This is a genomic window from Muricoccus vinaceus (assembly GCF_042433125.1).
Classification (GTDB): domain Bacteria; phylum Pseudomonadota; class Alphaproteobacteria; order Acetobacterales; family Acetobacteraceae; genus Roseomonas; species Roseomonas vinacea.
This window is the reverse complement of the sequence record NZ_JBHLVZ010000083.1, coordinates 53606-74806: the sequence shown is the minus strand read 5'-3', so window position 1 is coordinate 74806 and position 21201 is coordinate 53606. Positions and strand designations below refer to the sequence as shown.

Below are 21201 nucleotides of genomic sequence, written 5' to 3'. Positions count from 1 at the left end.
GGAGGGCCGGCGTGGTGACGCCGGCCGACCACTGGATCGCCACCCCGCGGGGGAGGCTCTTCGCGCGGTCGTGGAGCCCTTCCGGCGGCTTGCCCGGGAATGGGCCGGCCGTCGTGCTGCTGCATGATTCGCTCGGCAGCGTGGCGCTGTGGCGCGACTTTCCGGAGCGGCTCGCGCGCGCCCTCGGGCTTTCCGTGGTGGCCTATGACCGCCTGGGCTTCGGGCGGTCGGACCCTTATCCGGGGCGCCTGCAACCGGGTTTCATGCGGGACGAGACGGCCTCGGGCATCCTGCCGCTGTGCGGGCAGCTGGGGCTCGGGAGCCTGGTTCCCTTCGGCCACAGCGTCGGCGGGGCCATGGCGGTGGGAGTGGCCGCCCAGCTTCCGGAGCGGTGCGTGGCGGTGGTGACCGAGGCGGCGCAGGCCTTTGTCGAGGAGCGGACGCTGGATGGCATCCGCGAGGCGGAGGCGGGCTTCGCGGGGCCGGGGCAGATGGAGCGCCTGGCGAGGTACCACGGGGACAAGGCGCGGTGGGTCCTGGATGCCTGGACCGGAACCTGGCTCGCGCCGGCCTTCGCGGGCTGGAGCCTGGATGAGGACCTGGCGGGGGTGGCGTGCCCCGTCCTCGCGCTGCATGGCGAGCGGGACGAGTACGGCACGGCCCGGCATCCGCAGCGGATCGCGGCCCTTGCCCGGGGGCCGTCGCGGACGGTTCTTCTGGAGGGTTGCGGGCATGTGCCCCATCGGGAGCGGCCCGGCGATGTGCTGCGGGCGGTGGCCGGGTTCCTGCTGCCCTTTCCCGCGGCGGCCGCGGGACGGCCGTGAGGGCGCCTCCCCCCGGCATCGCCGGCCCGGGTGCTTCCGGGAAGGGGCGGCGAAAAATAATGGGGGGCGGGACACTTCCCCGGGGCTTTCCTGTTGAGCAGGGCATGACCGACCAGCCCGCCATCGTGATCTTCGGTGCCGCCGTTCGCCCGGATTCACGCCCCAGCCAGACGATGCAGCGGCGCGTGGCGGCCGCGGTGGCGCTGGGGGAGGAGCTGGGCGGGGAGCCGGTCTTCGTGCCGACGGGCGGCCAGGGGCGGCACGGGCCGGCGGAGTCCCAGGTGATGGCGAAGCTGCTGCGGGACTGGGGGATCGACCCCGCGCGCATCCTGGAGGAGCCGACGGGGACGGACACGCTGTCCTCGGCGCGGGCGGTGGCGGCGATGCTCAAGGACTTCGGGGGGGCGGTGCACCCGGTTTCGTCCGGGTATCACCTGCGCCGCTGCGCGCTGCTGCTGCGGCTGCTCGGGCTGCGCGTGGCGCAGGGGCGGGGGGCGGTGCCGGGGCCTGGGTTCAGCGACTGGTCCTGGCGGCTGCGGGAGGTGCCGGCGCTGCCCTATGACGCCGCGCTGGCGGCCTGGCACCGGCTGCGCGGGGGATAGGGACCGGCCGGGGGGCAGAAGGCCCCCGCGGGCATCGGCCGGGGGGCCGGGAGGCCCCCCGGGGCCAGGTCAGGTTTCCTCGTCGTTGTCGCTCTCGACGCCGATCTCCTCGGCGATGTCCTCGTCCTCGTCGATGTCCTCGGCATCGGCCACGTCATCGGCGTCGGTGTCCTCCACCTCCACGTCATCGGTGTCGGCGCCCTCCACGGCCGCGGCGCGCTTGCGGGGCTTCTCCTCGGGCAGGGGGGCGGCGACGCGCTTGGCGCGGGGCTGCTCGGCCGGCTGTTCGGTGCCGCATTTGGGGCAAACGGCGGGGCTGCGGCCCAGGTCGTAGAAGCGGGCACCGCAGGCGACGCAGGTTCGCTTGAGGCCGAGTTCGGCATTGGCCATCAGGGAAGCCTCGGATGGGCCCGCCACGGGGGGCGGACGGGGGGGTTCGTAAAGGGCGGCGCGCATTGCCACGCGGCCCCTGGCGTGTCAAACGCGGCGGCCCTTCCCCAGCCGCAAGTGTTGTTTCATGCCCGATCACCTGCCCTCCTCCGCGGCCGGTCATGCCGGCGTTCATGCCATTGCTGCGGGGCCCCTTCCGATGCGGGCCTCGGCCGCCGGGGCGGGGTCTCCGGGGCGAGGACTTTCCGGGCGGATCGGGGTGCCCGGCGACAAGTCCATCTCCCACCGCGCGCTGATGTTCGGGGCGCTGGCGGTGGGCACCACCGAGATCACGGGGCTGCTGGAGGGGGAGGACGTGCTGCGCACGGCCGCCGCCATGCGGGCGCTGGGCGCCGAGGTGGAGCGGGTGGCGCCCGGGCACTGGCGGGTGGCGGGGCGCGGGGTCGGCGGGCTGGTGGAGCCGGCGGACGTGCTGGACATGGGCAATTCGGGCACGGCGGCGCGGCTGATCTGCGGGCTGCTGGCGGGGCATCCGGTGTTCGCGGTGCTGACCGGCGATGCCTCGCTGCGCGGGCGGCCGATGCGGCGGGTGACGGAGCCGCTTTCCGCCTGCGGGGCGCGGTTCACGGGGCGCGCGGGGGGGCGCCTGCCGCTGGCGGTGGAGGGGGCGGCGGACCCGCTGCCGCTGGACTACGTGCTGCCCGTGCCCTCGGCCCAGGTGAAGTCGGCGGTGCTGCTGGCGGGGCTCTGCGCGCGGGGGATCACCCGCGTGGAGGAGCCGGAGGCGACGCGGGACCACACCGAGAACATGCTGCGCCACTTCGGGGCGGTGCTTCGCGTGGAGGCGGAGGGGCACCGGCGGGTGATCGAGCTGGAGGGGCAGCCGGAGTTGCGGGCGGCGCCGGTGGTGGTGCCGGCGGACCCGTCCTCGGCGGCGTTTCCGCTGGTGGCCGCGCTGCTGGTGCCGGGTTCCCGCGTGACGGTGGCGGGGGTGGGGCTCAACCCGCTGCGGACGGGGCTTTTCGCGACGCTGCGCGAGATGGGGGCCGATCTGGTTGTTTCCGGCGCGCGGGTCGAGGGCGGGGAGAGCGTGGGGGATGTGACCGCCTCCTTCTCGGAGCTGCGGGGGGTGGACGTGCCGGGGAGCCGGGCGCCCTCCATGATCGACGAATATCCCGTGCTGGCGGTGGCGGCGGCCTTTGCGCGGGGGACGACGCGGCTGCGGGGGCTGGGGGAGCTTCGGGTGAAGGAGAGCGACCGGCTGGCGGCCACGGTGGCGCTGCTGGCGGCCTGCGGCGTCGCGGCCTCGGTGGAGGGGGACGACCTGGTGATCGCGCGGGACGGGGCGCGGGCGCCGGGGGGCGGGACGGTGGTGACGCATATGGACCACCGGATCGCGATGTCGGCGCTGGTGATGGGGCTGGCCTCCGAGCGGCCGGTGGCGGTGGACGACACGGGGTTCATCGACACCTCCTTTCCCGGCTTCGTCGGCATGATGAACGGGCTGGCGGGCGGGGCTGTGATCGCGCCGGTGGATGGAGCGGCTTCGCCGCCCGGGGGCGTGCCTTGAGCGAGGCGGCGGCGCCGGAGGGGTTGGTGGACCCCGTGGTGGTGGCGGTGGACGGGCCGGCGGCCGCGGGCAAGGGGACGCTGGCGCGGCGCCTGGCGCGCGAGCTGGGGCTGCCCTACCTCGACACGGGGCTGCTCTACCGGGCGGTGGCGCGGCGGGTGCTGCTGGCGGGCGGGTTGCCGACCGACCCGGCGGCGGCGGAGGCGGCGGCGCGGGGGCTGGACGCGGCGGACCTGGAGCGCGGCGACCTGCGCGGGCCGGAGGTGGACCAGGGGGCGAGCCAGGTGGCGGCGCAGCCGGAGGTGCGGGCGGCGCTGCTGGACTTCCAGCGGGATTTCGCGGCGCGCCAGGGCGGCGTGATGGATGGGCGGGACATCGGAACGGTGGTCTGCCCCGACGCGCGGGTGAAGCTCTTCGTCACGGCCTCGCCCGAGGCGCGGGCGCGGCGGCGCTGGCTGGAGCGCGCCGGGCGGGGCGAGATGGTGGTGCTGGAGGAGGTGGCGGCGGAGATGGCGCTGCGGGACGCGCGCGACGCCGCCCGCGACGTGGCGCCGATGCGGCCGGCCGGGGATGCGCTGCTGCTGGACACCACGGAACTCGACGCGGAGGCGGCGTTCCGGGAGGCCTGGACGCTGGTGCAGGCGCGGCTTTCGGTTTGAGGGGCCATGGCGTGCGGCGGTTGCGCCGGGATGATCCGGGCGAGCCGTGAGGGCCCGCGCGGCGGGGCGGGCCACGACGCCGCGGCGGGCGCTGGCCTGGGCTGGATGGGTGCTTCTTGAGGTGGTGGAGGGGGCGGCGATCACCGTGGCGCTCGCCGGGGGCTATACGCTGAAGCGGAGGCTCGGCATCGACGTGTTTCCCGGCCGGGACATGCTGCCGGACGGGACCATCGAGGCGGTGATCGGGGCTGTCTGGCGGTGGATGGCGGGCTAGCGCGCACCGCGGCGCCTGCCGCGGTGCCGTGATGGAGCGCCCCGGGGGAGGCGGCCTCCGGTGCTAGTTCTTGGTCACGCCCCAGAACACCGGCACCGTGGTGGGGCGGATGCCCGCGACGTTGCTGCGCCAGGCGGCGTTGGCGCGGAACTGGCCGGCGTTGATGTAGGGCAGCACCTCGTAGGCGCGGGCATGGACCTGGTCGAGGAGGGCGCGGCGCTTCGCGGGGTCGCTTTCCCCGGACCAGGCGAGGCGCAGGCGCTCCAGCTCCTCGTCGCAGGGCCAGCCGGCGGGGGCGGCGTCGCAGGTGCTGGCGAGGTAGAGGTTGGAGAGCGGGTTCTCCGCGTCCAGCACGTTGGCGATGGTGACGAAGAGGTTCCAGCCGCCCTGGGCCTGCGGCTCGCGCCGGTTGCGGCGGGCGGTCAGCGTGCCCCAGTCCATCGACTGCACGTCCATGTTGAGGCCGGCGCGCCTGAAGGCTTCCGTCATCACGAGGGTGGAGGCGTTGTTGAGGCCGTTGTCGGTGGCGTTGAGGAAGACCACGGGGCGGCCGTCATAGCCGGCCTCGCGCAGGAGTTCGCGGGCGCGGGCGTAATCGGGCTCGCGCAGGCCGCGGGCGCCGGCGGCGGTTTCCAGCGGGGTGCCGCACATGAAGTAGGCGGGGCAGTAGGGAGCCTGTTCGGCCGCGCGGATGCCCATGCCCTCCAGCACGTCGCGCTGGTTGACGAGATACAGCAGGGCCTGGCGGGCGCGGGGGTCGTTGAAGGGCGGCTGGGTGTGGTTGATGCGCAGCCAGGCCATGGAGCCGACGGGGTTGACGGGGGAGACGCGGACGGCGCGGTTGCGCTCCAGCGTCGGGACCAGGTCGGGCGGGGGTTGTTCGAGGAAGTCGATCTCGCCGTTGTTCAGCGCGTTCACGGCGACCGCGGCGTCGGGCATGGCGAGCCATTCGACGCGCTCCACCCGCACGACCTTGCCGCCCGCGAGCCCGTCGGGCGCTTCCTCGCGCGGGCGGTAGGCGGGGTTGCGGGCATAGACGGCGCGGTCGCCCGCGCGCCATTCGGCGGCGCGGAAGACGAAGGGGCCGGAGCCGGTGGTGTCGGTGATGGCGGTGGAGGCGGGGGTGCTGGCCACGCGCTCGGGCATGATGAACAGCGCGCTGCCGGTGGGGCGGGCCAGGGCTTCGGGCACCAGGGCGAAGGGCTTGGAGAGGCGGATCTCGAAGGTCTTGTCGTCCACCACCTCCATCGCGCCGGTGGCGGCGGCCAGCGCACGGCCGACCACGTCGCGCTGGGCCCAGCGGCGGATGGAGGCGACGGCGTCGGCGGCGCGCACGGGGGCGCCGTCGTGGAAGGCGAGGCCGTCGCGCAGCGTGAAGCGCCAGGTCATGCGGTCGTCGGAGACGGTGTGGGCGCCCACCATCTGCGGGCGCGGCACGCCCTGGCTGTCGAGGGCGAAGAGCTGGTCGTAGATGAAGAAGCCGTGGTTGCGGACGGTGGCGGCGGTGGACTGCACGGGGTCGAGGGTGGCGACGGGCAGGGAGAGGGCGATGCGCAGCGTGGCCGGGGCCTGGGCGGCGGCTGGGGCGGCGGCGAGGGCGAGGAGCGCGGAAAGGAGGACCGGGAGGCGCGTCGGCATGGCGGTGTTCCTGCGGGGGGACGGGCGGCAGCCTTGCACGGCGCGTGCCCGGGGCGTGACGTGAAAAGAAAAGGCCCCGGCGGAGCGATCCGCCGGGGCCTTTCCGTTCACGCCGGCCGGGGAGGGATCAGCCCAGGCGCTCGCCGTGGAGGGAGACGTCGAGGCCCTCGCGCTCCTCTTCCTCGGAAACGCGGAGGCCGACGATGACGTCCACGATCTTGAGCAGGATCCAGGTGGCGACGGCCGTGTAGATGAACACGGCGGCCACCGCGTAGGCCTGGATCAGCAGCTGGTCGATGCTGCCCGAGGTGCCTTCGGGCAGGGCGGTGGTGGCCGAGAGCGGGCCGTAGGCGAAGATGCCCGTCAGCAGCGCGCCGACGATGCCGCAGAGGCCGTGCACGCCGAAGGCGTCCAGGCTGTCGTCGTAGCCGCACCAGTGCTTGAGGGCGGTGGCGCCCCAGAAGCCCGTGAGGCCCGCGATCACGCCGATGATCAGCGCCGGCACCGGCAGCACGAAGCCGGCGGCGGGGGTGATGGCGACGAGGCCGGCGACGGCGCCCGAGATGGCGCCGAGCACGGATGGCTTGCCCTTGACCGCCCACTCCGCGAAGACCCAGGCGAGCGCCGCGACGGCGGCGGCGAGCTGCGTGACCAGCATGGCCATGCCCGCGCGGCCGCCGGCGGCGCCGGCCGAGCCCGCGTTGAAGCCGAACCAGCCCACCCAGAGCAGCGCGGCGCCGATGACGGCGAGCGCCAGGGAGAAGGGCGCCATGTTGTCGTGGCCGTAGCCGACGCGCTTGCCGAGCACCACCGCGGCGACGAGGCCCGCGACGCCCGCGTTGATGTGCACCACCGTGCCGCCCGCGAAGTCGAGCGCGCCGAGGGCGAAGATCCAGCCGTTCGGGTGCCACACCCAGTGGGCGATGGGCGAATAGACCACGAGCAGCCAGAGGATGGTGAAGAGCACCATGGCCGAGAACTTCATCCGGTCCGCGTAGGCGCCGGTGATGAGGGCCGGGGTGATGATGGCGAAGGTCATCTGGAACATCAGGAAGACCGTCTCGGGGATGGTGAAGGCCACCGCCGCGTCGCCCGAGCCCAGGGTGAAGGGCTGGTCCCAGTTCTCCGCGAGGCCGCGGAGCAGGAGCTTGGAGAGATCGCCGACATAGGCGCCGCCCTCGCCGAAGGCGAGGCTGTAGCCGGCCACCATCCACACCACCGTCGCGATGGCGGTGATGGCGAAGGACTGCATCATCGTGCTGAGCACGTTCTTCTTGCGGACCATGCCCGCGTAGAAGAGCGCGAGGCCGGGGATGGTCATCATCAGGACCAGGGCCGTGGAGGTGAGCATCCAGGCGGTGTCGCCGGAGTTCACCGTTGCGGTCACGGCCTCCGTGGCGCCGGGCGTGTCCTGCGCGAGGGCGGCGCCGGACAGCAGCGTGGCGGTGGCGGCGGCGAGTGCCCAGCCGCGCGATTGGGGTCGCATCGTCGTTTCCTTGGGTTGCATCGTGTTCGCCTGCATCGCGCTCACAGGGCGCCTTCGTCGGTCTCGCCCGTGCGGATGCGCAGCGCCCGCTCCAGGTCCATGACGAAGACCTTGCCGTCGCCGATCTTGCCGGTGCGCGCGGTGGTGGCGATCGCCTCCACCACGGCGTCGGCCAGCTCGGCCGGCACGGCCACCTCGATCTTGAGCTTGGGAAGGAAGGAGACCTGGTATTCCGCGCCGCGGTAGATCTCGGTCTGGCCCTTCTGCCGGCCGAAGCCCTTCACCTCGGTCACGGTCAGCCCCTGCACGCCGAGCGGGGTGAGCGCCTCGCGCACCTCGTCCAGCTTGAACGGCTTGATGATCGCCATCACCAACTTCATCGTATCGCGGCCCCCTTCCTCCGCTAGAACAGGGGGGGCGATGCGAGTTGCGTGCCACGCCGGCGGGCCCCCGGGGGGGTGCCGCCGCGCCCAACCATGCCTAAATGTTGGGCATGACACCGGTTCGTGAAGCAGGAATACCCATGACAAGCTTTGCTCCTCCCGCTTCCCCGGTTCTGCCCGACCTCGAGGTGGACGTGCTGGTGATCGGGGCCGGGCCGGTCGGGGGCACGCTGGCCACCGCGCTGGCGACCGCCGGGGTGGCGGTGGCGGTGGTGGATGCCCAGGCGCTGGCGCCGATGGAGCTGCCGGCCTTCGACGGGCGCGCCTATGCGGTGGCGGCCAGCAGCCGCAACCTGCTGGATGCCGCGGGGCTGTGGGACCTGCTGCCGGCGCCTTCCTGCGCGATCACGGGCATCCGGGTGAGCGACGGGCGGCCGGGGGAGCGGGCCTCGGCCCTGCACCTGCACTTCGACGCCGGGGAGATGGGGGAGGAGGCCTTCGGCTGGATGGTGGAGGCGCGCTCGCTGCGCGTTGCGCTGAACGCCCGGCTGGCGGCGCTGCCGAACCTGCACCTGCTGGCGCCCATGACGGCGCGGGTGGAGCGGGAGGCCTCGGGCGTGGTGGCGCATCTGGAGGGCGGGCGCCTGGTGCGGGCGCGGCTGGCGGTTTCCGCGGAGGGGCGGCGCAGCGCGCTGCGGGCGGCGGCGGGCATCGGGGCGGCGCGGCTGGACTACCGGCAGTCCGGCATCGTGTGCGCCATCGCGCATGAGCGGCCGCACCGCGGCACGGCGCTGGAGGCCTTCCTGCCCAACGGGCCCTTCGCGCAGCTTCCGCTGCCCGACGCGCCCCTGGAGGGCGAGGGGGAGCGGTCGGTGGCGGCGCGGGAGGGGTTTGCCCATGCCTCGGCCATCGTGTGGTCGGAGCGGAGCAGCCTCGTGCCGCACTTCATGGCGATGGGGCCGGAGGCCTTCGCGCGCGAGGTGACCCGGCGGATGGGCGACCATCTCGGGCGCGTCAGGCTGGTGGGCGGGCGCTGGGCCTATCCGCTCTCGGCCCTGCAGGCGATGCGCTTCACGGACACGCGGCTGGCGCTGGTGGGGGATGCGGCGCACGGCATCCACCCGATCGCCGGGCAGGGGCTGAACGTGGGGCTGCGCGACGTGGCGGCGCTGGCCGAGCGGATCATCCTGGCGAAGGCGGCCGGGGAGGATGTGGGGTCGCCGGCGCTGCTGGCCGATTACCAGGCGGCGCGGCGGCCGGACGCGATCCTGATGCTGGGCGCCACCCACGCGCTGGAGCGGCTGTTCGGCAACGACATCGCGCCCGTGCGGATCGCGCGGCGGCTGGGGATCGCGGCGGTGGACCGGATCCCGGCGCTGAAGGGTTTCTTCGCGCGGCGGGCCATGGGCTTCTCGGGCGGCGTGGCCTCGGGGCTGCTGGGCGGGCGGGGGATCATGCCGGTGGCGTGACGAGGGCGGCCGCGCTGGACAAGCCGGCGCGGCGCGGGAAGGCTGCGCCATCGCTTGGAAAGGTCCGGCACCATGGCGGCAACCCAGGACGCGGCGGCGGCGCGCCAGCCGGAGCTGCACCGGAGCATCGGGCGGTTCCAGCTTTTCGCCTACACGCTCGGCGGCATGCTGGGCGCCGGCATCTACGGGCTGGTGGGGCGGGCCGCGGGGGATCTCGGCAACGCGGTGTGGCTCGGCTTCGCGGTGGCCATGGTGGCGGCGCTGCTGACGGGGCTGAGCTATGCCTCGATCGGCTCCCGCTATCCCCGGGCGGGCGGGGCCGCCTATGTGACGCAGCGCGCCTACGGCATGCGGCTGCTGAGCTGGATGGTGGGGCTGGCGGTCATGGCCTCGGGGCTGACCTCGGTGGCCACGCAGTCCCGGGTGGTGGCGGCGAACCTCCTGTCGCTGTTCCCGCTGGGGGCGCCGCCGGTGGTGGTGGCGCTGGGCTTCCTGCTGCTGGTGGCGGGGGTGGTGTTCCGCGGCATCCGGGAAAGCATGGCCGTGAACGTGCTGTGCACGCTGGTGGAGTTCTGCGGCCTCGTGTTCATCATCGTGGTGGGCATCCCCTACTGGGGCGGGGTGGACCTGCTGGTCACGCCCTCGCCGGAGGGGATCAGCGCCTCGCTGCTGCTGTCCGGCGCGATCCTGACCTTTTTCGCCTTTATCGGCTTCGAGGACAGCCTGAACGTGGCCGAGGAGTGCAAGGACGCCGCGCGCACCGTGCCCTTCGGCATCGTCGGCGCCATGCTGGCCGCGACCGTGCTCTACATGGCCGTCGCGGTGACGGCGGTTTCGGTGGTGCCCTTCGGGGAGCTGGCGACGGCGCCCTCGCCGCTGGCGGCGGTGACGGCGGTGGCGGCGCCCTGGTTCCCGGGCTGGGGCTATGTGGCGATCACCGTGTTCGCGGTGGCGAACACCGCGCTGCTGAACTACGTCACGGCCTCGCGCCTGGCCTTCGGCATGGCGCGGGACGGGCTGCTGCCGGAGGCGCTGGGGCGGGTTCATCCGGGCACGCGCACGCCGCACGTGGCGATCGGCGTGCTGTTCGTGGTGCTGGTGGCGCTGGTGCTGGCGGGCGACATTGGGCAGCTCGCCTCGGCCACGGTTCTGCTGCTGCTGGCGGTGTTCACGGTGGTGAACGGCGCGCTCCTGGTGCTGCAGCGCCGGGCGGGGGAGCCGCGCGGCGGCTTCGAGGTGCCCTCCTTCGTGCCGGCGGCCGGGGCGGTGGTGTGCCTGGTGCTGCTGGGGAACCGCGTCGCCACCGGGGACTGGCGGGCGCCGGCCTTGGCGGGGGTGATCCTGCTGGTGATCCTCGGGTTGTTTTTCCTGCTGCGGCCGCGCGCCCTGGCCCGTGGGGCCTGAGGCCGCCTGGCGCGGGGGGAAGTGGCTTTCAGGCCGTGGAGCCGCCCGCCGGCCGCAGAGCGGGGGTGTCCGCCAGCGTCCGGGCGGCGGTGCGGTAGCCGATTTCGATGATTTCCTCGGCGCGGTCGAAGTCGAGGAAGCGGATGTGGCCGAGGGGCGGCTGGATCACGATGTCCGGCCGGTCCAGCGCGAGGCGGACGGCGGCGATGCGGCTTTCCATGATGTTGATGGAGGAAAGCAGCACCTCGAAGATGTTGGGCACGGGCTCCTCCGGCTCGGACCAGGTGGCGACCTGGGCCGCGGCGGGCAGGTCCTCGGCCCGCAGGCGGGCGGTGAGGTCCTGCAGGGCCTGGCGGAAGCCCTGCCCCCAGGGCGTGCGGTGCGGCGCCTCCGCCGGGCGCTCCCGGGCCAGAAGGGGCTTGAGGTTCTTGCCGGCGACGATGTCGTGGTTGAGGTCCACCGCGATGACGAAGCCGGCGCCGAGGGCGCGCGCGGCGGTCACGGGGATGGGGTTCACCAGCCCGCCATCCACCAGGACGCGGCCGTTGCGGCGGACCGGCGTGAAGATGCCGGGCACGGAGATGCTGGCGCGCACCGCCTCGATCACGTCCCCGTCGCGGATCACCACCTCCTCGCCGCTGGCGATGTCCGTCGCGACCGCGGCGAAGGGGCGGGGAAGCCCGGCGATGCTGGCGGAGGCCACGTGGTCGCGCACGAGGGCGCTGATCCTGGCGCCGTCGAGCAGGCCGGACTTGGGCAGGACGATGTCGAGAAAGGAGGCGGTGCGGCGCCAGTCGAAGGACTGGAAGGTGGTGGCGAGGCCGTCCAGCTTGCCGGCGGCGTGAACCGCGCCGATCAGGGCGCCCATGCTGGTGCCGGCGACCACCTCGGCGGCGATGCCGCGCTCCTCCAGCGCCCGGAGGACGCCGATATGGGCGAGGCCGCGCGCCGAGCCGCTGCCGAGCGCGAGGCCGATCCTTCCCGTGGCGCCCGGCGCCGCTTGCGACATCTTCGCCCCTCCGGCGCGCATCCCGCCTCCATCGGGGGCGGCGCCGTGTTTGTCCACCGGCGCTGGCGTCCGGCGGGCGGGCGGCCGAGACTGGGCGGATGAACCGGACCCTTTCCTGTGACGTGCTGGTGGCCGGCGGCGGGGCGGCGGGGGTGGCGGCCGCGCTCGGCGCCGCGCGGATGGGGGCGCGGGTGGTGCTGGCGGAGCGCTACGGCTTCCTGGGCGGCGCCGCGACCAACGCCAACGTGCTGTCCTATTGCGGGCTGTTCCAGCAGGGGGAGGTGGCGCGCGCGGCGGTGGGCGGCGTGGGGGCGGAGGTGCTGGCCGGGCTGGCGGCGCTGGGCTTCGACCCTTCGCCGCGGCGGTCGAAAAGCGGGAACTGGATCGTCACCTTCGAGCCGGAGGCGCTGAAGCGGGCGCTGGATGCCATGGTTTCGGGCGTGCCGGGGCTGGTGCTGGCGCTGCACGCGCGGGTGACGGGGGTGGAGGCTGGGGGCGGCGCGATCGGGGGCGCGGTGCTGACGGACCATGCGGGGGCGACGGCGGTGCGGGCCGCGGCCTTCGTGGATGCGAGCGGGGAGGCGGTGCTGGGGGCGCTGGCCGGGGCGGCGATGGCCGTGGACACCGCGCGGGACGGGCCGGGCAACGCGGCTTCCCTGCCGATGCGGCTGGCCGGGGTGCCGCGCGAGGCCCTGCCGGGGCCGGCGGCGCTGGCGGCGATCGCCGCGCGGGCGAATGCCATGCTGTCGGGCGGGCGGAACGATGCCCCGCGGGTGCGGGAGGATGGCGGGGTGTTCATGGCGATGGAGGCGCCGGGCGAGGCCTGGTGGATGTGCATCGACCTGCCGACCGACGGGCTGGGCCATGCCTCGCTGACGGCTGCGGAGGTGGAGGGGCGGCGCATGGCCTGGGTGTGCCTCGCGGCGCTGCGGGAGGCGCCGGGCTGCGAGGGGGCGCGGATCCTTTCCACCGGGCCGCAGTTCGGGGTGCGCGAGACGCGGCGCTTCGCGGTGCGGCGGGCGGTGACGGAGGCGGATGCGCTGGCCGGGCGGCGGGACGGCGCGGGCATCGCGCGGGCGGCCTGGCCGATGGAGGTGCATGCGGAGGCGGGGCGGCCGAGCTTCACGCCCATCGGGGGGGAGGGGTTCTTCGACGTGCCGCTGGATGCGCTGCGGCCGGTGGGGGTGGGGAATCTCTGGGCCGGGGGGCGGGTGATCGGGGCGGATGCCGCGGCCTATGGATCGGTGCGGGTGATGGGCACGGGCTTCGCCACGGGGCAGGCGGCGGGGGTGGCGGCGGCCTTGCAGGCTTCGGGTGACGCCGCGCCCGCGGCGGGGGCGGTGCGGGCGGCGCTGCTGGCGCAGGGGGCCATTCTCTAGGGCGTGCGACGGACCTGACCCGTGGCTGTGCCCCAGCAGGGAGCAAGGGCCCAACCGCCTGGAAGCCGGACTTCGACGGCTGGACAGGTCGCGCCGACGATCAACGGCGGGACAGCCCGGATGGAAGCGCGCCACGCCTGTTGCCTCAGTGAGGCACGAATTCCAAGCAGAGCGCCGTGCCACCCGTGGAGGACCACACCGGCTCGGCGCCGAGCTGACGGCCCAGGCCTTCGATGAGCTTCATGCCCGTGCCGGAGCCGGGTGCCGCGGGGCGGGGATCGGTGGGCAGTCCCTTGCCGTTGTCGGAAAGGCGCACCCGGATGCGGCTCTCCGCCTGCGGTTCGATGCCGATGGCGATCACCCCCCCTTGTCCGTCGAAGGCGTGTTTGAGGCTGTTGGTGACGAACTCGTTCAGGATGAGCCCGAGCGGCACCGCGGCGTCCGGCGTGATCTCGACGTCCGCGATGGAGATGTCCAGCCGCACGGGGCCGGACTGTTCCCCGTGCATGTGGCACAGGCCCTCGGCAAGGCGGGTCATGTAAGGCTCGACCCGGAGGTGGTCGGCCGTTTCCGCGGCATAAAGCTGCTCGTGCACCAGGCGCAGGGTCTCGATCCGCTCGCCGATGGCCATCAGCTCATCGCGTGCCTCCTCCGATCTCACCGCCCGGCGCCGTATTCCCACGAGGCTGTGGATGGTGCCGATGTGGTTCTTGATGCGGTGCTGAAGCTCCTTCAGCAGGTGGCGGTTCGCGTCGAGCGCGGCCTGCAGGTCGTGGACCTTGTGCAGGCGGTCGATCACCGGCCCGAGGATGGTCGCGTAGGTCCTGAGGAATTCCTGGTCCTCCTCCCCGAAATCGCGGGGCTCGCGGCTGTCCACCTGCAGCAGGCCATAAGCCTTCTTCTCCTTGCCGGGCAGGAAGATCGGCACGTTCACAATGGCAATGGCGCCATGTTCCTTCAGGAAGTCCGGGAATTCGAAGCAATCCTCCTTGCTGATGTCCCGCGTGACGACGGGCTTGCCCTTCGCGATCGAGTAGGTTTCAGACGACAGCTCGCTCATCGGCAGGCGCTTCCGGCCGACGATGCCCGGGGACCAGCCGATTCCGGCTCTCACGAGCAACTCCTGCCTTTCGGAATCGACTTCCAGGATCTTGGCGAGATCCGTTCCCAGTGCCTCGCCGATGAGCTCGCAGGCCCGCTGCAGGATTTCCTCGAGATCTCCGCTTTGGAGGGCGAAGTCGCCAAAATCCGCCAGCACTTTCTGACGTTTCACCATCTGGTCGTGTTCTGGCATGCGTGCCCGTTCAGCTATCCAACGGAAGCATGCATCGAATGCGTTTTGTTGTTGAGTCGGCCCGGCCTGTCCGGCCCGGGCTGTCCCCCCGCTAAGCGGTGCGGGCATGGCGCCTGCCCATCTCCAGGGGCGTCTCACCGAGCTCGTGCCGCCGGATTGCGCCAGGCACGGGTGGCGTTCGCCGAGGGCCGAACCCGGCGGCCTGGACCGGGACCCTGTTCTCTCCCGTCCACAATGGAGGGCCGAGTTCGTCACATGCCCCGGGGCGGGTGGTGCCTCACTCCGTGCCGAGCAGGCCTTCCACCACGCCGCGCATCAGGGCGAGGCCTTCCGAGAGGCGTTCCAGCGCCAGGGGGCGGCCCCTGGCGTCGCCGCCGGTGGCCAGCACCGCGCGGTCCTGGGCGAGCTCGCGGGCGGAAAGGCGGTTGTCGCCGTCGTAGTCCAGGCTTTCCAGCGTGAGGCGCGCGGCGGCGAGGCCGCCCAGGGCGCCGGCGCCGCCAACCAGGCCCGACAGCTCCGGCCCGGCCTCGGATTGCAGGGACAGCAGCCAGGCGGCGCCGCGGAACAGGCGGGCGAGCTCGGCGGTGCCGAGGAGGTTGTCGCCCGAGACGTCGCCCGCGCGGATGATGGCGGCGGCGCAGTCGGGCACGCTGCCGATGCCCGGGCCGCAGGCGGCTTCCAGCACCTCCACCGCGCCGAGGAAGGCGAGGCCCTCGCCCTGCGAGGCGAAGGCGAGCGGGGTGGCGGGGCAGCGGCGCCAGGTGGTGACGGGGGCATCGCCCGGCAGGCGGTCGTCGCGGGTCTTGTTGGCGGGCTCGGCGGTTTCCAGGGCATCGCCCGCCGGACGGAACAGCAGGCGGGGCGCCTCGGCCCCGCGGGCGGTGGCCAGGGTCCAGCCGGCCGCTTCCCGCGCTTCGACGAAGCGCAGCAGGCGGCCGGCGGCGTCGGCGGGCACGCGGGCGGCGGCGCGGGCGGACAGGGCGAGCATGGCGCTGGGGTCGGCGCATTCGCCGGAGAACCAGGCGCCGCGCAGCCGCTCGGGCACGGGGGCCATCTGCGATGCCGGTGCCGTGGCGGGCGCCTGGGCCCGGGCGGCCGGCGGCAGGAGGAGGGCCAGGGCGAGGAGGGTGGGGAGGCGGGTCATGGCAGGGGCACCTCGATGCCGGCGCAAAGGTCGATCGGGTCGCGCACCGCGTCCTGGCCGTCGCGGAAGATGGCGGAAAGGCGGGCGGTGCAGCCGGCGCCGTCCGGCGGGGTGACGTCCAGCGTCTCGTTGCGGCCGAGCACGGTGGCGCCCAGGCGGTCCGGGCCGCGGGGGGCGCCGGGGGGGTCGATGTAGAGCTCGACGATGGGCAGGGTGGCGGTGTTGCGCAGGCGGATGCTGCCGGGGCGGGGGCCGTCCTCGTCGTCCTCGCCGGCGTCCAGGCGCCCGGCGATGGTCCAGCCGGGGCGGACGGCGACCAGGGGCACCTGGCAGATGTTCACCTCCCGCCGCTCCTCGGCGCCGCCGCCGGGAAAGACCACGCGCAGGTCGGCGGTGCAGTCCACGGGAAGGGACAGGGTCTGGCGCTCGCCGCGGCCGAGGCCGCCCGGCAGGCGCTCGGGGCCCCAGTCTCCCTCCGAGGAGGAGGAGACGTAGATTTCGTCGATGCGCGCGCCGTGGCGGTTGACGAAGGTGACGCTGCGCTCCGGCGGGCGGGGGATGCCGCTGCCGTCGAAGGCGACGGCGGGAGAGCGGCAGAGGTCGATGCTGCGCTTCGCTTCCGCCGCGCCGTCCTCGTAGGTGGCGCGCAGGTCCACCTCGCAGCCGGGAAGGCGGATGCGCAGGCGGAAGGCGCTGCCGTCGGGGGCGGATTCGCTGCCCATGCGGTTCACGCCCCAGCCGTCCTCCGCGCCGAGGCCGGGGGAGGTGCCGCCGGGCACGGCGTGCAGCGCCTGCAGCGCGCGGCCGGAGCGGTTGGCGACCGTCATCTCCCGCCAGGGAAGGCTGGGATCGGCCAGGGTGACGCGGCTGTTGCGGCAGATGTCGGTGCGCGGGCGCGCGACCTCCGTGCCGTCGGCCAGGACGGCCGTGATGTCGAAGACGCAGTCCCGCCGGCGGCCGAGGCGGATGCGCTGGACGCGGCCGGCGGGCACCGCCTCCGTCAGGCGGTCGGGGCCGCGGGGGGAGCCGGGCAGGCCGACATAGACCTCCCGCAGGTCGAGATCGGTGTCGTTGTTCAGCAGCACCTCGCGCAGCGGGGCGGAGGGGTCGCCGACGGGGATGCGGGTGGTGCGGCAGAGGTCGATGCGCCGTTCCTCCTGCCTGTCGTCGCCGAGCACGGCACGGAGCGTCCAGGCGCAGCCGGCGGTGCGGGGCAGGCGGAGGCGGAGGTTGCCGCCGGGGGGGAGGGGGTCGCTGGCCAGCCGGTCGGGGCCGGGATCCGTCGCGGCGGAGGGGAAGAGGTAGAGTTCGCGAACCGGGACGCCGGTCTCGTTCAGGAGCAGCGCCTCGCGCTCCGCCGCCCGGCTCGCGCCCTGGGCCAGGGCGGGAGCCTCTGCCGCCAGCAGGGCCGATGCGGCCAGCACCAGGGCGCCCAGCCGGGCGCGAAGCCCGCCGCGCGGCGGTGTCGGGGCAACGATACCCGCACGGAACCCCGGCCGGCGACCGGGGAGGATTCCACGCATTCAGAGTTTCCGATCCGTCCCGCACCGGTCCGCCCGGCATGGTGCGACGCAGGATCGTCGCCTGAAAGCCACGGCGCAATTGCGCAAAAGACACAGTTGAGGGCTGTCTGCCGGTGGGAACCCGGGGTCGGTTCAAGCCGCCGCGATCTTTGATGGGGGGTGCGAATTCATCTTCCCGCGCGGCGGGCCTAGGATGGGCGCGCACTACCCCCGGGAGGACCGAGCGCATGAACAGCCACCTGATCAGCCGCCGCCACGCGCTGGCCGCGATGGGCGCGGGCGTGGCCCTGCCGCTTCTCGGCTCCGCCGCCGGGGCGCAGGGCACGCAGCGCTATTCCGCCCTGAACCTGTTCATTCCGGCGGCGCCGGGCGGCGGCTGGGACGGGCTGGGGCGGGCGATCGAGCAGGTGGCGCGCCCGGCCGGGCTGGTCGGCTCCATGCAGTTCGAGAACGTGGGCGGCGCGGGCGGCGCGGTGGGGCTGCCGCGCTTCGTGGCGCAGCGCCGCGGCCGGCCGGACGCGCTGATGGTGGCGGGCGCGGTGATGGTGGGCGCGACGCTGACCAACAAGAGCCCGGTGACCATCAGGGACGTGACGCCGATCGCCCGGCTGACGGACGAGACCTCGGCCATCGTGGTGCCGGCGAGTTCCGAGATCCGCGACATCAAGGGGCTGATGGACGCGCTGAAGGCGGCGCCGGGCGCGGTGGCCGTGGGTGGCGGATCGGCGGGGGGGATCGACCACATCCTGCTGGGGATGCTGATCAAGTCGGTGGGGCGCAACGCGCGGGAGGCGTCCTATGTCGCCTTCGCGGGCGGCGGGCCGGCCCAGGCGGCGATCCTGGGCGGGCAGGTGAAGGCCGGCATTTCCGGTTATTCGGAGTTCGCCGAGCAGATCAAGGCCGGGCGGATGCGGGCGCTGGCCACCAGCGGCGAGACGCGGATCGATCCCAACGTGCCGACGCTGAAGGAAAGCGGGATCGACATCGTCGTGGGCAACTGGCGCGGGGTTTTCGCGCCCCCGGGCGTGAGCGCGGAGGCGCGGGCCAATCACGGGCGCTTCATGGCCGACCTGCGCGCGCTGCCCGCCTGGAAGCAGCTTCTGGAAACGCGCGGCTGGGAGGACGCCTTCCTGGATGGCGCGGCCTTCGAGGAGTTCCTCAAGCGCGACATCGAATCCACGGCCGCGGTGCTGAAGGATATCGGGCTGCTCTGACCGCGCGGGGCTGGTCCGACCGCCGGGGCGTGTGGAGAAGGCTTCACGCCCCCGGCGCTTCCGCTCCCCTGGCCGCCATGCCATGACGCCGGCGGTTCCCGCCCGGGCGGGACCAGGGAACGGGACGTCCATGAACCAGCCACCCATTCATGAGGGCACGCCGCGCGCCGATCTCGGCGTCGGGCTTTTCGTCGTGCTGCTCGGCCTCGCCACGCTTTATGCCGCCTGGGCCATACCGGAATCGCCGCTCTACGCGCAGGTGGGGGCCAAGGCGATCCCCTATCTGGTGGGCGTGATCCTGGTGGGGCTGGGCATCGGGCTCTCGGTTTCGGCCGCGCGCGGCGGATGGAGCCACGGGCTGGAGGAGGCGATGGCCGCGCCGCCGACGAACTGGCGGGCCATCGGGCTGCTGGGCGCGGGGCTGATCGTGCAGCTCGCGCTGATCGACTGGCTGGGCTTCGTGATCGCGGCGACGATCCAGTACGTGCTGGTCTGCGCGGCCTTCGGGTCGCGCCGGCCGCTGCGGGACCTTTTCATCGGGATCGTGGTGACGCTGGGGGCCTATCTGGCCTTTTCGCGCCTGCTGGGCGTGAACATCGGCGCGGGCGTGCTGGAGGGGATCATCTGATGGACTCCGTCGCCGGCCTCGCCATGGGCTTCGCCAATGCGCTGACGCCCATCAACCTGGGCTGGGCGCTGCTCGGCTGTTTCCTCGGCACGGCGATCGGGGTGCTGCCGGGCATCGGGCCGGCGCTGACCATCGCGCTGCTGCTGCCCGTGACCTTCAAGGTGGAGGCGACGGGGGCCTTCATCCTGTTCTGCGGCGTGTTCTATGGCGCGATGTATGGGGGATCGACCACCTCGATCCTGCTGAACACGCCGGGGGAATCGGGTTCCATCATCACCGCGCTGGAGGGCGCGAAGATGGCGCGGAACGGGCGCGCGGGGCCGGCGCTGGTGACCGCCGCCGTGGGTTCCTTCGTGGCGGGAACGGTGGGGACGCTCGGCATCTCCTTTATCGGCCCGATCGTGGTGGATCTGGCGCTGAAGCTGGGGCCGGCGGAGTATTTCTCGCTGATGCTGCTGTGCTTCGTGACCGTTTCGGCCGTGCTGGGCGGCTCGGCGCTGCGCGGGCTCACCTCGCTGGGCTTCGGGCTGATGCTGGGGCTGGTGGGCATCGACCTGCAGACCGGGCAGCCGCGCCTGACCTTCGGCATCCCCGAGCTTCTGGACGGGGTGAACGTGGTGCTGGTGGCGGTGGCCTTGTTCGCGGTGGGCGAGACGCTGCACCTGGCCTGGCGGCACGTGGAGGGCGGGCAGGAGGTGCGCGAGGTCGGCCGGCTGTGGATGAGCCGCTCCGACTGGCGGCGTTCCATCGGGCCCTGGCTGCGCGGGTCCCTTCTCGGCTTTCCCTTTGGCGTGCTGCCGGCGGGCGGCACGGAGATGCCGACCATGCTGAGCTATTACGCCGAGCAGAAGATGGTGAAGCCGGAGTTCCGGCACGAATTCGGGACCACCGGCGCGATCGAGGGCGTGGCGGGGCCGGAGGCGGCGAACAACGCGGCGGCGGCCGGCATCCTCGTGCCGATGCTGACGCTGGGGCTGCCGACCTCGGCCACGGCGGCGATCATGCTCTCGGCCTTTCAGTCCTATGGCATCCAGCCGGGGCCGATGCTGTTCACGCAGCAGCCGGTGCTGGTGTGGACGCTGATCGCCTCCCTCTACATCGCCAACGTCATGCTGGTGGTGCTGAACCTGCCGCTGGTGGGGCTCTGGGCGCGCATCCTGAAGATCCCAACGCCGCAGCTCTACGCGGGCATCCTGGTGTTCGCGACGATCGGCACCTACGGGATCAGCAATTCGGTGACGGACCTCGTGCTGCTCTACGGCATCGGGATCGTCGCCATGTTCATGCGGCGCTTCGACTTCCCGACGGCGCCGGTGGTGATCGGCATGATCCTGGGGCCCATGGCGGAGCAGGCGCTGCGGCAGGCGCTGACCATCAGCCAGGGCGACTGGACGACCTTTCTGACGCGGCCGATCTCGGCCTCCATCCTGGCGCTGGCGGCGGTGGCCCTGGTGGGGCCGCGGTTGTGGGGGGCGTTCCGGCGGCCGGCGGTGGCCTGATCCGTCAGGCCGGGACCAGGGTTTCGGCCAGGGTGCTCCAGGTGGCGTCGCGCAGGTCGCGGCGCATTGCCTCCTCGTCGGTCCAGCGGGTTCCCGCGGGAAGGCGGATGGCCTCGCAGCGCAGCGCCAGCGTGCTGTCGCGAAAGGGCCACGGGTCCAGCGACCAGCGGGACGTGCCCTGCCGGACCAGGGTCATCTTGCGGGTGCTGCCATCCTCCATCGGGGCCTCCCCGGCCTTGGACGGGTCGGCGAAGCAGAGGGCGAGGGAGAGGGCGTCGGTCACGGCGACGAGGGCGGAGTTCCGCTCCACCTGATCGGGTGCCGCGCCGAGCCTGGCGATCCAGTCCGCCTGGAGCGCGTCCTCCTTGGCGGTGTTGCGGTCGATCGCCGCGTGGTCGGCCGGCGGCTCGCTCTCCGGGTCCATGTATTCCGTGTAGACCCGCGTGCCGTGCAGGGAGATGAGCAGGGCGGGCCAGAGGCCGTAGGCGGCGCGGGCCAGCTCCACGCCCCGCGCCCACATGGGGGCATGGACCGCCGCGCCGAGATCGGTGAAGCCGTGGGGCAGGCCCGTCTCCGGATTCAGTGTCGGTGCGGTTTCCCAGGACAGCCAGGCGATGTCGTGCTGCCCTGCGGCGAGGATCACCTCGGGCGCCGGGTCCGGCCGCGCGAAGCCGGGGGCGCCCCATGCGGCCATCATCTGGCCCGACAGGAAGGCGTGGGAGGGCTGGGGGATGAGGAGGCGGGTGCCGTCCTCCGGGCTGCGCAGGATCATGCGGCGTCAACGCGCGGGAAGGGTGCGGGACACGGCGGAT

The 21201-nt window shown here is 73.5% G+C and carries 20 protein-coding genes; 11 read left to right on the top strand and 9 right to left on the bottom strand.

Translation table 11 applies throughout. The features are described 5' to 3' along the window. Positions 1 to 11: 11 nt before the first annotated feature. A complete protein-coding gene (locus tag ACFFIC_RS22520; protein WP_377054546.1) occupies positions 12 to 824 on the top strand; it encodes an alpha/beta fold hydrolase in 813 nt (270 codons plus the stop codon). 104 nt (positions 825 to 928) lie between these two features. Then, positions 929 to 1426, top strand: a complete 498-nt coding sequence (locus ACFFIC_RS22515) for a YdcF family protein (protein WP_377054544.1) — start codon at positions 929 to 931, stop codon at positions 1424 to 1426. Positions 1427 to 1495: 69 nt separating this feature from the next. On the opposite strand, the gene ACFFIC_RS22510 is transcribed toward ACFFIC_RS22515, so the two are convergent. Next, positions 1496 to 1816, bottom strand: coding sequence for a TIGR02300 family protein (locus ACFFIC_RS22510; protein WP_377054542.1), 321 nt, complete (start codon positions 1814 to 1816; stop codon positions 1496 to 1498). Positions 1817 to 2015: 199 nt separating this feature from the next. Between ACFFIC_RS22510 and aroA the strand changes: the two genes are divergently transcribed. Genes aroA through ACFFIC_RS22495 form a run of 3 tightly spaced genes read left to right on the top strand, consistent with a single transcriptional unit; the run spans position 2016 to position 4319 of the window. After that, positions 2016 to 3386 carry a 3-phosphoshikimate 1-carboxyvinyltransferase gene (gene aroA, locus ACFFIC_RS22505; RefSeq protein ID WP_377054812.1) on the top strand — a complete coding sequence of 457 codons (1371 nt, stop codon included), beginning with the start codon at positions 2016 to 2018 and terminating at the stop codon, positions 3384 to 3386. 23 nt (positions 3387 to 3409) lie between these two features. Further along, positions 3410 to 4045 carry a (d)CMP kinase gene (gene cmk, locus ACFFIC_RS22500; protein WP_377054810.1) on the top strand — a complete coding sequence of 212 codons (636 nt, stop codon included), beginning with the start codon at positions 3410 to 3412 and terminating at the stop codon, positions 4043 to 4045. 46 nt (positions 4046 to 4091) lie between these two features. Continuing rightward, positions 4092 to 4319 (top strand): hypothetical protein, encoded by a 228-nt coding sequence (locus tag ACFFIC_RS22495; RefSeq protein WP_377054540.1) that lies wholly within the window; start codon positions 4092 to 4094, stop codon positions 4317 to 4319. A 63-nt stretch (positions 4320 to 4382) separates the two neighbouring features. Here the strand turns inward: ACFFIC_RS22495 and ACFFIC_RS22490 are convergent, their stop codons facing one another. The 3 genes from ACFFIC_RS22490 to ACFFIC_RS22480 all read right to left on the bottom strand — a co-directional run bounded on the left by ACFFIC_RS22490 (position 4383) and on the right by ACFFIC_RS22480 (position 7823). Beyond that, positions 4383 to 5957, bottom strand: a complete 1575-nt coding sequence (locus tag ACFFIC_RS22490) for an ABC transporter substrate-binding protein (RefSeq protein ID WP_377054538.1) — start codon at positions 5955 to 5957, stop codon at positions 4383 to 4385. A gap of 127 nt (positions 5958 to 6084) precedes the next feature. After that, positions 6085 to 7443 (bottom strand): ammonium transporter, encoded by a 1359-nt coding sequence (locus ACFFIC_RS22485; RefSeq protein ID WP_377054536.1) that lies wholly within the window; start codon positions 7441 to 7443, stop codon positions 6085 to 6087. 41 nt (positions 7444 to 7484) lie between these two features. Beyond that, entirely contained in the window at positions 7485 to 7823 is a 339-nt protein-coding gene (locus tag ACFFIC_RS22480; RefSeq protein ID WP_140883641.1) for a P-II family nitrogen regulator, read from the bottom strand. Positions 7824 to 7966: 143 nt separating this feature from the next. Here ACFFIC_RS22480 and ACFFIC_RS22475 point away from each other — a divergent pair, with 143 nt between their 5' ends. Together ACFFIC_RS22475 and ACFFIC_RS22470 are read left to right on the top strand one after the other, a co-directional pair. After that, positions 7967 to 9295, top strand: a complete 1329-nt coding sequence (locus ACFFIC_RS22475; protein ID WP_377054533.1) for an FAD-dependent monooxygenase — start codon at positions 7967 to 7969, stop codon at positions 9293 to 9295. Between the two features lie 72 nt (positions 9296 to 9367). Continuing rightward, positions 9368 to 10699, top strand: coding sequence for an APC family permease (locus tag ACFFIC_RS22470; RefSeq protein WP_377054531.1), 1332 nt, complete (start codon positions 9368 to 9370; stop codon positions 10697 to 10699). Positions 10700 to 10727: 28 nt separating this feature from the next. Here the strand turns inward: ACFFIC_RS22470 and ACFFIC_RS22465 are convergent, their stop codons facing one another. Next, on the bottom strand, positions 10728 to 11708 hold the full coding sequence (locus ACFFIC_RS22465; RefSeq protein ID WP_377054529.1) for a patatin-like phospholipase family protein: 981 nt from the start codon (positions 11706 to 11708) through the stop codon (positions 10728 to 10730). A 98-nt stretch (positions 11709 to 11806) separates the two neighbouring features. Here ACFFIC_RS22465 and ACFFIC_RS22460 point away from each other — a divergent pair, with 98 nt between their 5' ends. Continuing rightward, positions 11807 to 13087: an FAD-dependent oxidoreductase gene (locus ACFFIC_RS22460; protein ID WP_377054527.1), complete on the top strand. Its 1281-nt coding sequence runs from the start codon at positions 11807 to 11809 to the stop codon at positions 13085 to 13087. A 145-nt stretch (positions 13088 to 13232) separates the two neighbouring features. On the opposite strand, the gene ACFFIC_RS22455 is transcribed toward ACFFIC_RS22460, so the two are convergent. The 3 genes from ACFFIC_RS22455 to ACFFIC_RS22445 all read right to left on the bottom strand — a co-directional run bounded on the left by ACFFIC_RS22455 (position 13233) and on the right by ACFFIC_RS22445 (position 17048). Continuing rightward, complete coding sequence (locus tag ACFFIC_RS22455; RefSeq protein WP_377054525.1) at positions 13233 to 14489, bottom strand: sensor histidine kinase; 1257 nt, start codon at positions 14487 to 14489, stop codon at positions 13233 to 13235. 169 nt (positions 14490 to 14658) lie between these two features. Next, positions 14659 to 15525, bottom strand: coding sequence for a hypothetical protein (locus ACFFIC_RS22450; protein WP_377054523.1), 867 nt, complete (start codon positions 15523 to 15525; stop codon positions 14659 to 14661). Then, complete coding sequence (locus tag ACFFIC_RS22445) at positions 15522 to 17048, bottom strand: hypothetical protein (protein WP_377054521.1); 1527 nt, start codon at positions 17046 to 17048, stop codon at positions 15522 to 15524. Before ACFFIC_RS22445 ends, ACFFIC_RS22450 begins: the two co-directional genes overlap by 4 nt. Positions 17049 to 17275: 227 nt before the next feature. Here ACFFIC_RS22445 and ACFFIC_RS22440 point away from each other — a divergent pair, with 227 nt between their 5' ends. The 3 genes from ACFFIC_RS22440 to ACFFIC_RS22430 all read left to right on the top strand — a co-directional run bounded on the left by ACFFIC_RS22440 (position 17276) and on the right by ACFFIC_RS22430 (position 20389). Then, positions 17276 to 18262: a Bug family tripartite tricarboxylate transporter substrate binding protein gene (locus ACFFIC_RS22440; protein ID WP_377054519.1), complete on the top strand. Its 987-nt coding sequence runs from the start codon at positions 17276 to 17278 to the stop codon at positions 18260 to 18262. A gap of 130 nt (positions 18263 to 18392) precedes the next feature. Continuing rightward, positions 18393 to 18890, top strand: coding sequence for a tripartite tricarboxylate transporter TctB family protein (locus ACFFIC_RS22435; RefSeq protein WP_377054517.1), 498 nt, complete (start codon positions 18393 to 18395; stop codon positions 18888 to 18890). Further along, positions 18890 to 20389, top strand: coding sequence for a tripartite tricarboxylate transporter permease (locus ACFFIC_RS22430; protein WP_377054515.1), 1500 nt, complete (start codon positions 18890 to 18892; stop codon positions 20387 to 20389). Before ACFFIC_RS22435 ends, ACFFIC_RS22430 begins: the two co-directional genes overlap by 1 nt. A 4-nt stretch (positions 20390 to 20393) precedes the next feature. On the opposite strand, the gene ACFFIC_RS22425 is transcribed toward ACFFIC_RS22430, so the two are convergent. Beyond that, positions 20394 to 21161 carry a DUF3891 family protein gene (locus ACFFIC_RS22425; protein ID WP_377054513.1) on the bottom strand — a complete coding sequence of 256 codons (768 nt, stop codon included), beginning with the start codon at positions 21159 to 21161 and terminating at the stop codon, positions 20394 to 20396. Positions 21162 to 21201 lie beyond the last annotated feature (40 nt).

Coding starts and splice junctions, on each gene's coding strand:
- ACFFIC_RS22460 (WP_377054527.1), top strand. CDS start 11,807: ATGAACCGGACCCTTTCCTGTGACGTGCTGGTGGCCGGCGGCGGGGCG.
- ACFFIC_RS22435 (WP_377054517.1), top strand. CDS start 18,393: ATGAACCAGCCACCCATTCATGAGGGCACGCCGCGCGCCGATCTCGGC.
- ACFFIC_RS22430 (WP_377054515.1), top strand. CDS start 18,890: ATGGACTCCGTCGCCGGCCTCGCCATGGGCTTCGCCAATGCGCTGACG.
- ACFFIC_RS22450 (WP_377054523.1), bottom strand. CDS start 15,525: ATGACCCGCCTCCCCACCCTCCTCGCCCTGGCCCTCCTCCTGCCGCCG.
- ACFFIC_RS22465 (WP_377054529.1), bottom strand. CDS start 11,708: ATGTCGCAAGCGGCGCCGGGCGCCACGGGAAGGATCGGCCTCGCGCTC.
- ACFFIC_RS22425 (WP_377054513.1), bottom strand. CDS start 21,161: ATGATCCTGCGCAGCCCGGAGGACGGCACCCGCCTCCTCATCCCCCAG.
- ACFFIC_RS22455 (WP_377054525.1), bottom strand. CDS start 14,489: ATGCCCGCACCGCTTAGCGGGGGGACAGCCCGGGCCGGACAGGCCGGG.
- aroA (WP_377054812.1), top strand. CDS start 2,016: ATGCGGGCCTCGGCCGCCGGGGCGGGGTCTCCGGGGCGAGGACTTTCC.
- ACFFIC_RS22490 (WP_377054538.1), bottom strand. CDS start 5,957: ATGCCGACGCGCCTCCCGGTCCTCCTTTCCGCGCTCCTCGCCCTCGCC.
- ACFFIC_RS22440 (WP_377054519.1), top strand. CDS start 17,276: ATGAACAGCCACCTGATCAGCCGCCGCCACGCGCTGGCCGCGATGGGC.
- ACFFIC_RS22485 (WP_377054536.1), bottom strand. CDS start 7,443: ATGCGACCCCAATCGCGCGGCTGGGCACTCGCCGCCGCCACCGCCACG.
- ACFFIC_RS22480 (WP_140883641.1), bottom strand. CDS start 7,823: ATGAAGTTGGTGATGGCGATCATCAAGCCGTTCAAGCTGGACGAGGTG.
- ACFFIC_RS22445 (WP_377054521.1), bottom strand. CDS start 17,048: ATGCGTGGAATCCTCCCCGGTCGCCGGCCGGGGTTCCGTGCGGGTATC.
- ACFFIC_RS22510 (WP_377054542.1), bottom strand. CDS start 1,816: ATGGCCAATGCCGAACTCGGCCTCAAGCGAACCTGCGTCGCCTGCGGT.
- ACFFIC_RS22475 (WP_377054533.1), top strand. CDS start 7,967: ATGACAAGCTTTGCTCCTCCCGCTTCCCCGGTTCTGCCCGACCTCGAG.
- ACFFIC_RS22515 (WP_377054544.1), top strand. CDS start 929: ATGACCGACCAGCCCGCCATCGTGATCTTCGGTGCCGCCGTTCGCCCG.
- ACFFIC_RS22470 (WP_377054531.1), top strand. CDS start 9,368: ATGGCGGCAACCCAGGACGCGGCGGCGGCGCGCCAGCCGGAGCTGCAC.